Raw genomic sequence first — 12810 nt, forward strand, 5'->3', positions numbered from 1 at the left:
GAATGCGTGGACTTCCACCATCCCGCCGTCGACACCTGCGCACGTGGCAGCCGGGGGAACACCCCTGGCTGCTCGAGGACGCCAGCCTGACCAAACGGACAAAGCTGCTGGATTTGGCCAGCAACGACTATTTCGGGCTCAGTCGCCATCCGGCCGTGATCCAAGCCGCCGTCAGCACACTCCAGAACGAAGGGGTTGGATCAGGGGGATCCCGATTGGTGACAGGCAGTCGCCCCAGTCATGCGGCACTGGAGGACGCCATTGCGCAATGGCTCGGTCGTGAGCGCGTTCTGCTGTTCCCCAGCGGATTTCAAGCCAACATCGCCGCAGTCGCCGCGTTGGCAGATCGCCATTCGGTCGTCCTCGCCGATCGCTTGATCCACCACTCACTCTTGGTTGGTGTGCGTGCCAGTGGCGCCAGGCTGCTTCGCTTCTCTCATAACAACCTCGAGGACCTCGAAAAACGTCTGAAACGGCACTCCAATGGCAGCTCCACCGTTGTCATTAGTGAAAGTCTGTTCAGCATGGAAGGCACAAGCCCCGACATCCAGGGGATGGCAGCGCTCTGCGCCCATTGGGGAGCACGACTGCTTGTGGATGAAGCCCATGCTCTCGGTGTGATGGGTTCGCAAGGGCGTGGACTCTGTTTCGGGGTCGACGAACCGATCCACCTGATCAGCGGCACGTTTGGGAAGGCCTTTGGTAGTGGTGGAGCCTTTCTTGCCACAAACCGCCATTGGGGGGATCAGCTGCTTCAAACGAGTGGGGCATTCCGATACACCACAGCCCTTGCCCCACCGATCGTGGGAGCCGCGCTTAAAGCTCTGGATCTGATTCGTTCCCACCCCGAATGGGGAACGGAGTTGCGCTTAAGAGCACAGCAATGGCGCTGCGCTCTCAACAAGAAGGGTTGGCCGCGGCCGAGGGGTGATGGACCGGTTCTGCCGCTGCTGATCGGCTCAGATGCCGATGCGCTTTCTGTTCAACAGACCCTGGAAACCTCTGGTCTGTTGACCGTAGCGATCAGGCCGCCGACCGTGCCTGAGGGCTCCTCGCGTCTGAGGCTGGTTGTGCGCCGGGATCTGCCCGATGACACCTTGAACACACTGCTCTCAGCCCTCGCCCGCGGATGAAGCAAGTGATCGCGATGCATGGCTGGGCCGGCGATGCAAGCCATTGGACGCACTGGCAAAGGGCCTTTGCGGCCAAAGGTTGGCTCTGGTGCAACGCGGAGAGGGGCTATGGGGAGGAGCACCCCGTTCAACCCAGTTGGCACACAAAGGCCAATCGAAGAGTGTTGATCTGCCACTCGCTGGGATTCCACCTGGTTGATGCAACCACGCTGAAAGCGGCAACAGATCTAGTGCTCTTGGCCAGTTTCAGTCGCTTTGTTCCTGAAGGTGCGGCGGGCCGTGCACTGAGAACCGGACTCCAGGGAATGGCACGCCAAATCGGCACTTCGGCAGAGCAGACCATGCTGAAGCGGTTTCTGGAACGTGTCGCAGCCCCCCTCCCCTTGCATGCGCTGCCAGGTTCACTGCTTCGTCAAGGCCCCTCCAGCCGAGGGCGCGATCGACTGCGTCAAGACCTGCAGTTGCTGAGCAGGATTGACGATCTACCGCCTGGATGTCCTCGGCAGGCCGGTGTCCTGGTGCTCCAGGGGGATCAAGACGCCATTGTGATCGAGCCAGTCCGCCGGCAAATTCTGCATCACCTCAAAGATCACCTCCTGACACCCCCATGCACGCCGCAACTTCAGGGCGAGGGGCACGCTCTTCTGATCACACCACAGCTGCAACGGCTGGTCATCAAGTGGCTTGCCGGCGAATGAGCACGAGCTGGACCGATCAGGTGTTGCGCGGCTTCGGGCAAGCCGCAACGCGTTATGAAAGCCTCGCCGTCCTCCAGCGTTCCGTTGCACAGCGCCTGGCTGGACTCTGCGCGAGAAGCCCCATTCCCCAGGGTCTCTGGGTGGACCTTGGCAGCGGCACAGGTTTGTTAGCTGATGCCCTGGAGGCACGCCATCCAGGGCAGCCGGTGCTTCGCATCGATGGCAGTGCCGAAATGTTGAAACTCCATCCCAAGAAAGCGGTAACAGCTCTCGTTGATCTGAACAATGGCCTCCCTGAGTGGTCAGCGGATCCGATGCTGCTGGCTTCGAGCTTCACACTGCATTGGCTCCCAGCCCCTCATGAAGTGCTGAGGCGCTGGTTTGATTGTCTTGGACCGGATGGGTGGCTTGCCCTCACCGTGCCCGTTGCCGGAAGCTTCCCGCAATGGCGAATGGCTGCAGAGATCGCGCAGGTGCCCTGCACGGCACTGCGATTTCCTGAAGCCCATGCACTGATCCAGGAGCTTCCTGCAACTGCCGTTCAGCACCAAGTCATCTTGAAACTGAGCCAGAGAGCGGATCATCCGATCCGACTGCTGAAGCCAATCAGCGCGATCGGTGCCGGCTCGACACCAGCTCCGTCACTGAATCCTGCAGCCTGGAGACGCCTGTGCCGCGCCTGGCCGAAACCGTCAGAGAAAGACACAGTCACACTCACCTGGCATGTGCTTTTGCTCCTCTTGAAGCGATGACACAACCACCCCCTCGTCTAGTTGTCTGCGGCACCGGTACGGATATTGGAAAAACCGTGGTGAGCGCCCTCTTGGTGCAAGGGCTCCATGCGACGTATTGGAAACCTCTCCAAAGCGGTTTGGACGGGGGGGGAGACCGTGGGCGTGTGCAAGCACTCCTTCAACTCCCAGCTGATCGGTGCTTGGCGGAGGCTTATGCCTTCCATTCCCCCGTGTCCCCCCACTGGGCAGCAGAGATCGATGCGGTGGAACTCGATCGCCATCGGTTGGACCTGCCCGATCATTCAGGGGCGCTTGTGGTGGAAACCGCAGGTGGACTGATGGTGCCGCTCACCCGTAACTGGTTGCAGATCGATCAGTTGAAACAGTGGAGGCTTCCCGTCCTCCTCGTTGCGGATAGCGGGCTTGGCACCCTCAATCACACCCTGCTCAGCCTTGAGGCTCTCAAGCATCGCGAGATCCCTGTGCTGGGACTCATCCTCAACGGTCCGCGTCACGCGGACAATCCGATCACCCTTGAGCAGTTCGGTCAGGTCCCTGTCCTGGCCGAACTTCCACCCCTAAAACCTCTTGATGCGTCAGCTCTGGCGATTGAATGGCACAGGCAGGATCTGGGCTCTAAGTTCCGACAACGGCTCAAAACAGTTGTTCCATGAACCCTCGTCAGTCCCTGGTCATTGCGGCGGTAGGGCTTCTCTGTGCCGGAGTGCTTGTGCTGTTTACTGACGTGGAAGTGCAGCTCGTTCGATGGGTGAACTGCGGGCCGCTTGCAACGGAGTCCGAGAAGGAAACTGACCTCTGTCGCTGAAAGGACGTCAGCCACTGAAATGAACGGGCCGGATTCAGCCCAGGAACTTTGATCGTGCCGGACAGGCGCCCATCTGCATGGAGACCTGCCTGGCAGCCATCGCCAACGGCCATCCCTGACGCAAGTGCTCATGGATCCGCTCCACGTGGAACGGCGCCCATCCCCTGGCTTCAAGCAGAACACGGATGGAGGGCCAGGTTCCTTCAGCAAACACCTCTCGATGCAGTGAACCGGCTGTACAAGCTCTCCGGGACGCCCAGTCCACCGGAATGAATCGTTTGGAGATCCGTCTGGAACGCATGAACGCGAAAGGGGAATCCGCTCCTCGGCTTTCAATATGGCAAAACCGGCGCGATTGACCATGGGGTCCCAACCCAAGACGGAATCTCATCCGAACCTGTGGCCACCTTTCACACAGATCGGTTCTTCCCCCCCTCAGCAGCGGATCCGCTCCGGAAAGGGTGCTCTTCTTCATCGTGAGGGTGCTCCACCCCTGATCGACGCCATCAGCAGTTGGTGGGTCACGCTCCATGGGCACAGCCATCCCGTGCTCGCTGATGCGATCGCAAAACAGGCTCGAACGCTGGAGCAGGTGATCTTTGCGGACTTCTGCCATCAGCCGGCCGAACGGCTGGCCGAACGACTCAGCAAGCTCACCGGGCTTGAACGGCTCTTTTTCTCTGACAACGGATCAACCGCCGTCGAGGTGGCCCTCAAGATCGCCTGCCAGTGGTGGCACAACCGCGATGAACCTCGCCATCAAATCATTGCCTTCGACGGTGCGTATCACGGCGACACTTTCGGGGCGATGGCCGTGGGTGAACGCAACCTGTTCAGCGCGCCGTATAACGACAAACTCTTCCCCGTCGCACGCGTTCCCTGGCCCGCCACCTGGTGGGGCGACGCCACGGTGGAGGATCGCGAACACAACGCCCTATCCGTCCTCGAAAGGTGTCTTGAGACTCCGACGGCGGCTGTAATACTCGAACCTCTGTTGCAAGGCGCAGGCGGCATGTCCATGGTGCGGCCGCACTTCCTGAAACAGGTGGAGCACAGGGTCCGGCAGGCCGGTGCCCTGTTGATCGCAGACGAAGTGCTCACGGGTTTCGGGCGCTGTGGAGACTGGTTCGCAAGTCGACGCGCCGAGCTGAAGCCCGACCTGATCGCCCTTTCCAAAGGGCTGACGGGGGGTTGCCTTCCGATGGGTGTGACGATGGCAAGCGAGAGGGTGTTCGGCGCCTTCATCGGCGTTGACCCGCAGCTGACCTTCTGGCATGGCCACAGCTTTACAGCCAACCCCTTGGGCTGCGCCGCCGCCAATGCCAGCCTTGATCTTCTGGAAGCGGATCCGTCACAGTTCCTCGGATTCGAACAGCGACATCGCCCCCATCTGCAGGCACTCGCATCCCATCCGCGAGTCCAGCGACCGAGACTGATCGGCACACTGGCAGCCTTTGACCTTGTGGTGGGCGGAACCGCTGGCTACTTAAACCCAGCCGGACCCACCGTGAAGCGCATTGCCATGAACCACGGCGTTTTTCTGCGCCCCCTTGGTCAGGTGGTGTACCTGCTTCCGCCACTGTGCATCAGTGATGCCCAACTGGAATGCTGTTATGACGCGATCACCAAGGCTTTGGATCAGCTGTAGTCAGGGCCCGCTTGAATCGCAGCAGTCACGTCGGCCCGCGACAGACCATATGGGAGAACACACTGCCTCGATCGTTGTTCTGGTTGTTGCCAGGTGACATGGAGATGTTCTCGATCGAGCAGCAGCTCCGCGGTCCAATCGGGGTGAATCAGGCTCCAACAGCAGGGATTCCCGACCATTGGATCAGCCCCCAGCTCCATCAACCACTGCTCCAATGCCCGGAGTGAATGCTGATTCAAAGGGGTCTGGTCGGGCGGCAGGGATGGCATCGGAAGGAAGCAGGGCGGTGCTGGCCTGGGTCTGCTCAACATTCAACCAACCTGGCGAGACCTGCCATTCACGGCCCTGCACGAGCGCAACACCAAGGCCGAGCACCAAGCTGAGCAGCAATGCACCACCAAGCAGCACCAACGAAAACCACTCCCCACCGGATAGAGGGCGGCGTTCTCCAATTCCGCTCCAGTGATCCTTCCGGGGCGCAGACGTTGACACTGGCACTGACGGTTGGCTGCGCTGGCCGTTGAGTTGATCGTCATAACGGCGACGACGCTCCGGATCGGCCAGGAGCTCATATGACTGACGGAGCTGCTGAAATTGCTGGGCCGCCTCCAACGCCGGCAGGGTTGTGGTGTCGGGATGCAAATCTTTGCTGCGCCGACGGAATGCCTGACGGAGCGTTTCCGGATCAGCATGACTAGGGACCCCAAGCCTCTCGTAATGGCTGGTCGATGGGGACAACGGTGGAGGGCCGGTCCTTCACTGTAGAGAGAGTTGGATCATGGTCCGATGCCCATCTCCATCGGACCCGGGCCCGATTTCTGGCAAGCCCTGGGGTGGCATCCACAGCCGGAGCAGCTCAGTCAACTCAATCAGCTGCAGGGACTCCTGCGGGAGTGGAACGGACGAGTCAATCTGACCCGTCTTGTGGAGGGGGACGATTTCTGGATCAATCAGATTTTCGACAGCCTCTGGCCGCTGCAGCATCTTCTGCAGACAGGCGGGAAATCGCGGCGCTGCATCGATGTAGGAACTGGCGGCGGGTTCCCAGGTCTTGCCATTGCCATTGCCTTGCCGGGCGCGGAGATGACCCTGCTGGATTCGGTCGGACGCAAGACCGCTGCTGTACAAGCCATGGCCGATGGCATTGGCCTAACAAACAGAGTGCATGTGAGAACTGAACGGATCGAGACAACTGGTCACGATCCTGGGTCTCGGCAGGGTTTCGATCTGGCCGTGGCGAGGGCGGTTGCCGCAGCACCCATAGTTGCCGAATACTTGGTCCCCCTGCTTAGCCGCGATGGCGAAGCACTGCTGTATCGCGGTCAGTGGAGCGTCAACGATGAACAGGAGCTGAATCAGGCTCTCAAGCCCTTGCAGGCAGCAGTGATCGGTGTCCAGCAGAACCAATTGCCAGATAACCGTGGCATCCGCCACGTGCTCACGGTGAAATCCCGTGGCCTCTGTCCAGCGACCTATCCAAGAGCAATCGGCATTCCGGCCAAATTTCCACTGAGCGGACTCGGCCGTTAAGCACTGCTCAGCCGGGCCTGCGTTTCTCCAGCCAGGCGCTGCCGGAGCGACCGAAGGATGGAAGGGATCCGCCGGCGCCATGGACTGGCTGAAAGAGCCTGATCCAGCATCCTGGGATCTAGATCCCGATCCAACCCATCGGCATTGGCTCCAGGGAACCAATGTCCACCCTGACCGAGAAGTCGGTACCGCGCTTTGGCAAAACTCTCCAAATCCCAGGCCTCGAGAATGTTGTGAAGCCAGAGAAGGATTGGCAGGTTGATCTGACCTGGAGTCTGATGCCAGGCCGGCAGACCGATGTGCCAGCTCCTGAGCCAGTCTTCCCCCAGGGCCTCTGAAGCAGCTGAAACCAAGCGGCGCTGCACAAGGGGTAACAACTGATCAGCCTCCTGAAGTCGGGAGACGGCTTCAAGATGCAGATCCAAGTCGGTGGGCTTTGCCGCACCAACACTGATGGTGTGAACACGAGGATCGCTCAGGCAGAACAGGTCGTTGAACACGATCGGATGCAAGGGCTGACAGAGCTCGAGCAACCGCTCTGATGGTGTGTGGAGATGACCTCCCTTATCGGTAGGGCTGATGATGAAGACACCCATGTCCTGTTGGCGGGCGGCGTCGAGGGCAGGACTGTTGTCCTGACGGATGTAATACCAGTGCAGATTCACATAATCAAAAGCACCGGTCTTGATCGCCTGAGTGATCAGCGTCGTGGGGCCATGGGTGGAGAAGCCCACATGACCGATCCGACCGTCGTTTTGCCAGCGCCGCACGACGTCCATGCACCCTCCCGGACGAAGGGTCTGGTTGAGATGCTCCTGAAGGTTGATGCCATGAATTGCCAAGAGATCAAGGTGCTGACAGGAGAGCCGCTCGAAACTCACTTCCAGCTCCGCTTCAAATTCAGCGGAATCCTCGCGGGGTGGAACCTTGCTCTGAATCAATCGCTCTGGGTCAGGGGACTTAGGTAGCGCCCAGCCCAGTTGCAGTTCTGACGTGCCGTAATGGCGCGCCGTCTCAACGTGATGAAACCCAGCACTCACAGCACGGTCCAACGTCGCCTGAAGCTGAAGCTGAGAGGAGTCCGCGATTTGCGCAGCTGATAAATCAGACCAGCTCTGCTGAAAACGCATCCCACCGAGAGACAACATCGGGATTGCAAGTTCCGTGCGGCCGAAACGACGCGTTGGAATAGCGGAGCTCATGCCCCAGCGCGAGGCTTCAAACGCCTGTGACCGACTGGTCTCGGCAGACCGAGAGGCTGCATGATCTGTGTGGAGAGCTCGTCATTCAACTGATCGAGCTCCTCAAAAGGAACCCAGTGGATGCAATCGACTGGGCAGGTGTCAATCGCTTCTTGAATCAGCTCGGTGCTGTCGCCGTCCTGGCGAACAGCGCGGGAACGTCCATAACTGGCTTCAACGATAAAAGTATTGGTGGCCACGTGAGCGCAATAACGACATCCGATGCAAACAGCTTCGTCAACCCAGACAGCTTTTTCGCGGAGGGAGCCACCTAGCAACGGCTCCCTTCCCGATGTCATCTGCTCATCAGTTGAGGCAGTCTTGAAAGCAAGTGACGGATCGTTCAGCGTCAGGCGTCCCAGCGGGTCACAACCAACTCGATCGATCCATCCTGTTGGTTGGTCTGTTCAGAAACCTGAAAACCCTCCTCGTTGGTGGCTGCCAGAACAGTATTCAAGGCATAGCGCTGGGTCAATTTGGCCAGGAACCTCTCTACTGGAATGGTTTGTTTCCACAAGTCGAGATCGGTAACAAGCTCGTAGGAGTCGGACGAGGCGTTCCAACGAAAACCGAGATCTCCCCCGTCCTGCATCACAACGGCCAACTCTGCCTGTGTGGTTTGGCCGCGGTAGCCACGGACCGGACGTTCGCCATGTTCAGGGCTGTAGCCAAGATCATGGAGAGCTTTCTTTAGGGGCTCCAACTGACGCAGCTTGGTCTTTACGGTGCTGAAATGCGACATCAGTGAAGGTGTGCGGGGAGAGTCTGGGGCTGGGTTTCCGGCTGAAGGAATGCTTCAGCGGTGGGCTCGCGTCGCTGGACCGAACCGAGTGCCTCCTCCAGATGTTGAGTGAGCTGCTGACAGGCTTCGCCAGCGACCCCTTCAACCCGCTCTTCCACACGACCATCGGGTCGAATGATGAAACGGATCGTTCTCTGGGGCATCCCGGTCGTGAGCTGAGGCACGCATGCTAAGGGCGTTGAACCCAAGCTGCTGAGCTCTTCGTAACACCTGCATCAATCGCTTGTTTCAAGCGAAAAAACCGTCTTCGATTAACGCCTGAAGCCGCTTGAGAACTTCAGGATCCTCAAGCTGTTCGAGCGCCGTGCGCGCTTCATCCCGCACAGAAGCCTCCCCATCATTAAGCAAGGAATCAACGAAGGCCTCCACGATCTCCTGCCGGCGAGGTTCAACGAGCTGGTCGTAAAGCCGGCCCAGGGCCCAGATGCAATTGCTGCGCACCACCGGTTCACTGTCGATACGAAGACTGGAGAGCAATTGACCTGCAGCGGGATCAGCCTTGACAGGCGAACGACTTCCCGCCTCAGCAAGTGAACCAGGGCACCAGAGGCGAACGGCTGCCACATCGCACTGCAGAGCACGAATCAGGGGATTGAGGATTGGAGCGTCTGGATAGTTGCCCAGGCTCCATGCCGCCGCTTTCCTTACGTAGGCATTGCTGTCGACCTGCAGAAGCTGCAGCAATGGCTCCACCGCTGGAGGAGAGGGATTTCTGCCAAGGGCATAGACCGCACTCATCCGTTCCACAGGGCAGGAACGGTTCAAGAGCGGGAGCAGCTGGGGGACGGCGCGCGGATCGCGATGCTCACAGAACACCCGCAAAGCCTGAAGCCGCTCGTTGTGCCCTTGCCCAAGCCAGATGAGTCCCTGATCACAGGATCTGGCCGCCTCAAGCGAACTATCCGCCTCTGGATCGAGCTCGAGCGCATCCAACGGATCCCCATCTTCTTCAGCAGCCAGCTCTTGGGCCAGCAGATCCGGATCGATGGAGAGCCTGGCGGGACTCTGTTCCCGCTGAGGACCAGGAGCGTCTGTCATGGCGCCGATCGTAGAGCTGGCCTGTCCGAGATCATCCGATCGGTGCTGGAGCGAGCATGTCTCCAGGAAGCCAAATCCTTGCGCTCACCGCTACTAGTGCAAGGACGAACAGCACCACGATCAGAGCAGGCAAAATTGTGGAACGGAAAAAGGCCAATGCTCAGCAGCTGGAGCGGACATTCTGCTCAATTCGTCGGCGCAGCAGCAGAGCAGAAACAACCAGAACGCAAAGCCCTCCCCAGGCTGAACTCTGCTGGTGCAGCAAAAAGCCCCCGGTACCGATCAGTCCCCCGAACAACACACCGCAGGCGAGCAGAAAACGCGTCGCCATCACAGGAACAGTTTCCAAAGGAGTGACATTGAACTGCTGCCTCAGCTGGCTCCAACCGGGACCCGGCGGACGAACCCGCCTGACGAATTCCGCCAGCACCTCATCGGACTCAGGCGGGGTGACCAGCATCACGCCAACCCAGACAACCGCTGTCACAGCAGTGATGACCGCCAGACGGATGCCGTAATCCTCAATGCGGACGAGCGGGATGACCGAAGTGAACAGGCCAACGCCGAACCCGCAGAGCATGGCGGCAAGTTCAGCGGCAGCATTGACTCTCCACCAGAACCATCGCAAAACAAGCACCACGCCTGGACCGGAACCAATGGCAATCACCAGGCGGAACACCGTGCCGATGCTGTCGCTGATGAGTGCTGTGATGACCCCCAATGCCAGCAAAAGTACTGTGGTGAGCTGACCGACCAGTAGCAGTTCACGGGAACCCGCCTTCGGGCGGATGAAGCGTTGATAGAGGTCGTGGGTGAGATAACTCGCCCCCCAGTTCACCGATGTACTGACGGTGCTCATGAAGGCCGCCACAAGGGACACAACCACCAATCCGAGCGCAACCGGTGGCAACAGTTGAACGGCGAGAGCGGGGTAGCTGATTTCCCAATCGGCCTGATCCGGCAGGAGAACAAGAGCCGCAAGCCCCACCACGACCCAGAGCCAGCTGCGAAGCAAGTAATTGACCACCAGAAAGACCCACCCAGCCAATCGCGCCTGCTGCTCATCCTTCGTGGCGAGCATCCGCTGAATGAATTCGCCGCCACCATCGCTGCGGCGGAAGCTCCACCACTGGATTGCGATGTACGACAGGAACATCGGCACGCTGATCTCGGCCCCCTGCAGCCAGTTCAAACGCCCGTCGGACCAGGACCAAGGCACGAGGGACAACAGTTCCGGACGGCCGAGGTCCTCAAGCTGAACAAGCAGCGAGCCCATCCCTCCGCATGCATGCAACGCTGCCACGGCCACGGCGACAGCCCCTGCAAGGGCAAGTAACAACTGAAGCAGATCCGTCACGACCACAGCCCAGAGTCCACCAGCGACCGTGTAACTCACGACCAGAAGAGCAACAACGGCCAGCAGCCAGACCGTATCGGTGATCCCGAGAGCTGCTGGATGACCCTGAACAATGCCGAGGGCTTCCACCACCTTGCGCAAAGCCAGGAAGGCGTAACCAATGCCGATGCAGTTCACGGGCAGGGCAAGCAGAAACGCCTTGATGCCCCGCAGCCATGCCGCCGCTGCCCCGCCATAACGGAGCTCGGTGAACGCGGCATCGGTCAGCACGCCACTGCGCCGCCAGAGAGGTGCGAACACCACGGCCATCGCCACATGGGCCAAGCCGAACCCCCACCATTCCCAGTTTCCGGCGAGGCCACGGGTGCCGATTAATCCAGCAACGTAGAGGGGGGTATCGATGGAGAAGGTGGTGGCTGCCATTGAGGCCCCCGCCAGCCAGCCGGAAAGACGTCGACCGGCAACGAAATAATCATCCTCCGCCTTGTTGCGTTTAGCGAGCCAGAAGCCCAGCACGAGGGTCAGCGTCAAGTAACCGACAAGGAGAATCCAATCAACGGCAGCCATGGAACAGGGTCATTGACGGCAGTTAACCGCAACAGAATGGATTCAGACGGTCTGGCGCTGGCGTCGTAACTGACCGCAGGCCGCGTTCTGGTCCAAACCACGGCTGGCGCGGAGACTGACGGCGACACCACGCTGTTCCAACACGCGACGGAAGGCCTCGATCCTTTGCGGTGTCGGGCGTTTGAACTCCTCCTCTTCGATCGGGTTGTAAGCGATCAGGTTGACGTGGCTCTGGAAGCCTCCAACCCTGTCCGCCAGCTCCGCGGCATGCTCCGGGAGATCGTTGAGCTCACCGAGCAGGATGTACTCAAAACTCACCCGACGTCCCGTAACGTTGAGGTAATGGCGGCAGTCCTCCAGCAGAGCGTCATAGGGATAGGCATGGGCCGTGGGGATGAGTTCCTCTCGCAGCCGCTGGTTGGGCGCATGGAGACTCACGGCAAGGGTGAACTGGGCCCGGCCGAGGCGCTGCATGGCCAGTTCAGCCAGTTGCGACAAGGTCTTCGGAACACCCACCGTGCTGACGGTGATGCGCCGTTGGCCGATGCCGAGATCATCATTAAGACAGCGGATCGCCTCTAGAACAGCGTCACTGTTCAACAGAGGCTCTCCCATGCCCATGAACACAATGTGGGAGGGACGTCGCTCCATCGCCTCACGCACACTCAGCACCTGATCAACGATCTCGTGGGTCCGAAGCGAACGCTGTAGGCCCCCTTTGCCGGTGGCACAGAAGCGGCAGGCCATAGGACAACCCACCTGGCTGGACACACAGACCGTGAGCCGCTGGTCGGTGGGTATACCGACGGTTTCGATCGTTTCCGAATCATCCGTGGACAGCAAAAGCTTGGTGGTCGCATCAGCGGCCACGGATCGATGAACTTCGGTTAAACGACCGACCTGAATGCCCTGATCCTGCAAGGTCCGCCGCCAGGCCTTGGGAAGCACCGTGATCTCATCTAGGGAGTGGGCACCCTTGGTGTAAAGCCAGTCATGGAGTTGGCGCCCCCGGAAGGACTTTTCACCCTGAGCGACGGCCCAGTCCTGGAGCTCGGCCGCGCTGCGGCCGAGCAACGCATGTGTCACCAGATCAGCAGTCCATGACCCAACTTGAACTCCACCACAAGCAGAGCGATGAAACCCAGCATGGCGGCTCGACCGTTGAGCTTTTCGGTATGACCGTGAAAGCCGTAGCGAGGCAGACGACGCTGGGGAATGTCCTTGGGTTCAAGCATG

19 protein-coding genes are annotated in these 12810 nt (G+C 59.8%); 7 read left to right on the top strand and 12 right to left on the bottom strand.

The window, feature by feature from the left end; genetic code table 11:
* The first annotated feature begins 2 nt into the window (after positions 1-2).
* From SIB64_RS14935 to SIB64_RS14955, 5 genes are read left to right on the top strand one after another with little or no spacing between them, the layout of a single operon-like run.
* Positions 3-1133 carry an aminotransferase class I/II-fold pyridoxal phosphate-dependent enzyme gene (locus SIB64_RS14935; protein ID WP_413440977.1) on the top strand — a complete coding sequence of 377 codons (1131 nt, stop codon included), beginning with the start codon at positions 3-5 and terminating at the stop codon, positions 1131-1133.
* Entirely contained in the window at positions 1130-1831 is a 702-nt protein-coding gene (locus tag SIB64_RS14940; RefSeq protein WP_413440978.1) for an alpha/beta hydrolase, read from the top strand. Before SIB64_RS14935 ends, SIB64_RS14940 begins: the two co-directional genes overlap by 4 nt.
* Positions 1741-2583, top strand: coding sequence for a methyltransferase domain-containing protein (locus SIB64_RS14945; protein ID WP_413440979.1), 843 nt, complete (start codon positions 1741-1743; stop codon positions 2581-2583). Before SIB64_RS14940 ends, SIB64_RS14945 begins: the two co-directional genes overlap by 91 nt.
* A complete protein-coding gene (gene bioD, locus SIB64_RS14950; RefSeq protein ID WP_413440980.1) occupies positions 2580-3239 on the top strand; it encodes a dethiobiotin synthase in 660 nt (219 codons plus the stop codon). The genes SIB64_RS14945 and bioD overlap by 4 nt, the downstream gene beginning before the upstream one ends.
* A complete protein-coding gene (locus SIB64_RS14955) occupies positions 3236-3391 on the top strand; it encodes a hypothetical protein (protein ID WP_413440981.1) in 156 nt (51 codons plus the stop codon). Before bioD ends, SIB64_RS14955 begins: the two co-directional genes overlap by 4 nt.
* Positions 3392-3425: 34 nt before the next feature.
* Here the strand turns inward: SIB64_RS14955 and SIB64_RS14960 are convergent, their stop codons facing one another.
* A complete protein-coding gene (locus SIB64_RS14960) occupies positions 3426-3692 on the bottom strand; it encodes a hypothetical protein (RefSeq protein WP_413440982.1) in 267 nt (88 codons plus the stop codon).
* 60 nt (positions 3693-3752) lie between these two features.
* Here SIB64_RS14960 and bioA point away from each other — a divergent pair, with 60 nt between their 5' ends.
* The gene (gene bioA, locus SIB64_RS14965; RefSeq protein WP_413440983.1) at positions 3753-5039 is read left to right on the top strand and encodes an adenosylmethionine--8-amino-7-oxononanoate transaminase; all 1287 of its coding nucleotides are present in this window, start codon (positions 3753-3755) and stop codon (positions 5037-5039) included.
* Here bioA and SIB64_RS14970 read toward each other — a convergent pair.
* Both SIB64_RS14970 and SIB64_RS14975 read right to left on the bottom strand, forming a co-directional pair.
* Positions 5030-5239, bottom strand: a complete 210-nt coding sequence (locus tag SIB64_RS14970) for a DUF3143 domain-containing protein (protein WP_413440984.1) — start codon at positions 5237-5239, stop codon at positions 5030-5032. The genes bioA and SIB64_RS14970 overlap by 10 nt on opposite strands.
* The gene (locus tag SIB64_RS14975; RefSeq protein WP_413440985.1) at positions 5223-5777 is read right to left on the bottom strand and encodes a J domain-containing protein; all 555 of its coding nucleotides are present in this window, start codon (positions 5775-5777) and stop codon (positions 5223-5225) included. The genes SIB64_RS14970 and SIB64_RS14975 overlap by 17 nt, the downstream gene beginning before the upstream one ends.
* A 48-nt stretch (positions 5778-5825) precedes the next feature.
* On the opposite strand from SIB64_RS14975, the gene rsmG reads away from it, so the two are divergent.
* On the top strand, positions 5826-6569 hold the full coding sequence (gene rsmG, locus SIB64_RS14980) for a 16S rRNA (guanine(527)-N(7))-methyltransferase RsmG (protein ID WP_413440987.1): 744 nt from the start codon (positions 5826-5828) through the stop codon (positions 6567-6569).
* Here the strand turns inward: rsmG and SIB64_RS14985 are convergent.
* The 9 genes from SIB64_RS14985 to SIB64_RS15025 all read right to left on the bottom strand — a co-directional run bounded on the left by SIB64_RS14985 (position 6566) and on the right by SIB64_RS15025 (position 12809).
* A complete protein-coding gene (locus tag SIB64_RS14985; protein ID WP_413440988.1) occupies positions 6566-7771 on the bottom strand; it encodes an aldo/keto reductase in 1206 nt (401 codons plus the stop codon). The two genes, rsmG and SIB64_RS14985, sit on opposite strands and share 4 nt — an antisense overlap.
* Entirely contained in the window at positions 7768-8109 is a 342-nt protein-coding gene (locus SIB64_RS14990) for a ferredoxin (protein ID WP_413440989.1), read from the bottom strand. The genes SIB64_RS14985 and SIB64_RS14990 overlap by 4 nt, the downstream gene beginning before the upstream one ends.
* A 50-nt stretch (positions 8110-8159) precedes the next feature.
* Positions 8160-8552 (bottom strand): DUF1257 domain-containing protein, encoded by a 393-nt coding sequence (locus tag SIB64_RS14995; protein ID WP_413440991.1) that lies wholly within the window; start codon positions 8550-8552, stop codon positions 8160-8162.
* Positions 8552-8755: a DUF2997 domain-containing protein gene (locus tag SIB64_RS15000; protein ID WP_413443053.1), complete on the bottom strand. Its 204-nt coding sequence runs from the start codon at positions 8753-8755 to the stop codon at positions 8552-8554. The genes SIB64_RS14995 and SIB64_RS15000 overlap by 1 nt, the downstream gene beginning before the upstream one ends.
* Before the next feature lie 85 nt (positions 8756-8840).
* Complete coding sequence (locus SIB64_RS15005) at positions 8841-9650, bottom strand: HEAT repeat domain-containing protein (RefSeq protein WP_413440992.1); 810 nt, start codon at positions 9648-9650, stop codon at positions 8841-8843.
* A 31-nt stretch (positions 9651-9681) separates the two neighbouring features.
* A complete protein-coding gene (locus tag SIB64_RS15010; RefSeq protein WP_413440993.1) occupies positions 9682-9807 on the bottom strand; it encodes a hypothetical protein in 126 nt (41 codons plus the stop codon).
* Positions 9808-9810: 3 nt separating this feature from the next.
* Positions 9811-11574: a sodium:solute symporter family protein gene (locus tag SIB64_RS15015; protein WP_413440994.1), complete on the bottom strand. Its 1764-nt coding sequence runs from the start codon at positions 11572-11574 to the stop codon at positions 9811-9813.
* A gap of 42 nt (positions 11575-11616) precedes the next feature.
* Positions 11617-12660, bottom strand: coding sequence for a 23S rRNA (adenine(2503)-C(2))-methyltransferase RlmN (gene rlmN, locus SIB64_RS15020; protein ID WP_413440995.1), 1044 nt, complete (start codon positions 12658-12660; stop codon positions 11617-11619).
* On the bottom strand, positions 12657-12809 hold the full coding sequence (locus SIB64_RS15025) for a high light inducible protein (protein WP_413440996.1): 153 nt from the start codon (positions 12807-12809) through the stop codon (positions 12657-12659). Before SIB64_RS15025 ends, rlmN begins: the two co-directional genes overlap by 4 nt.
* Between the last annotated feature and the right edge of the window lies 1 nt (position 12810).

Source organism: Synechococcus sp. MIT S1220 (assembly GCF_047303025.1).
Classification (GTDB): domain Bacteria; phylum Cyanobacteriota; class Cyanobacteriia; order PCC-6307; family Cyanobiaceae; genus Parasynechococcus.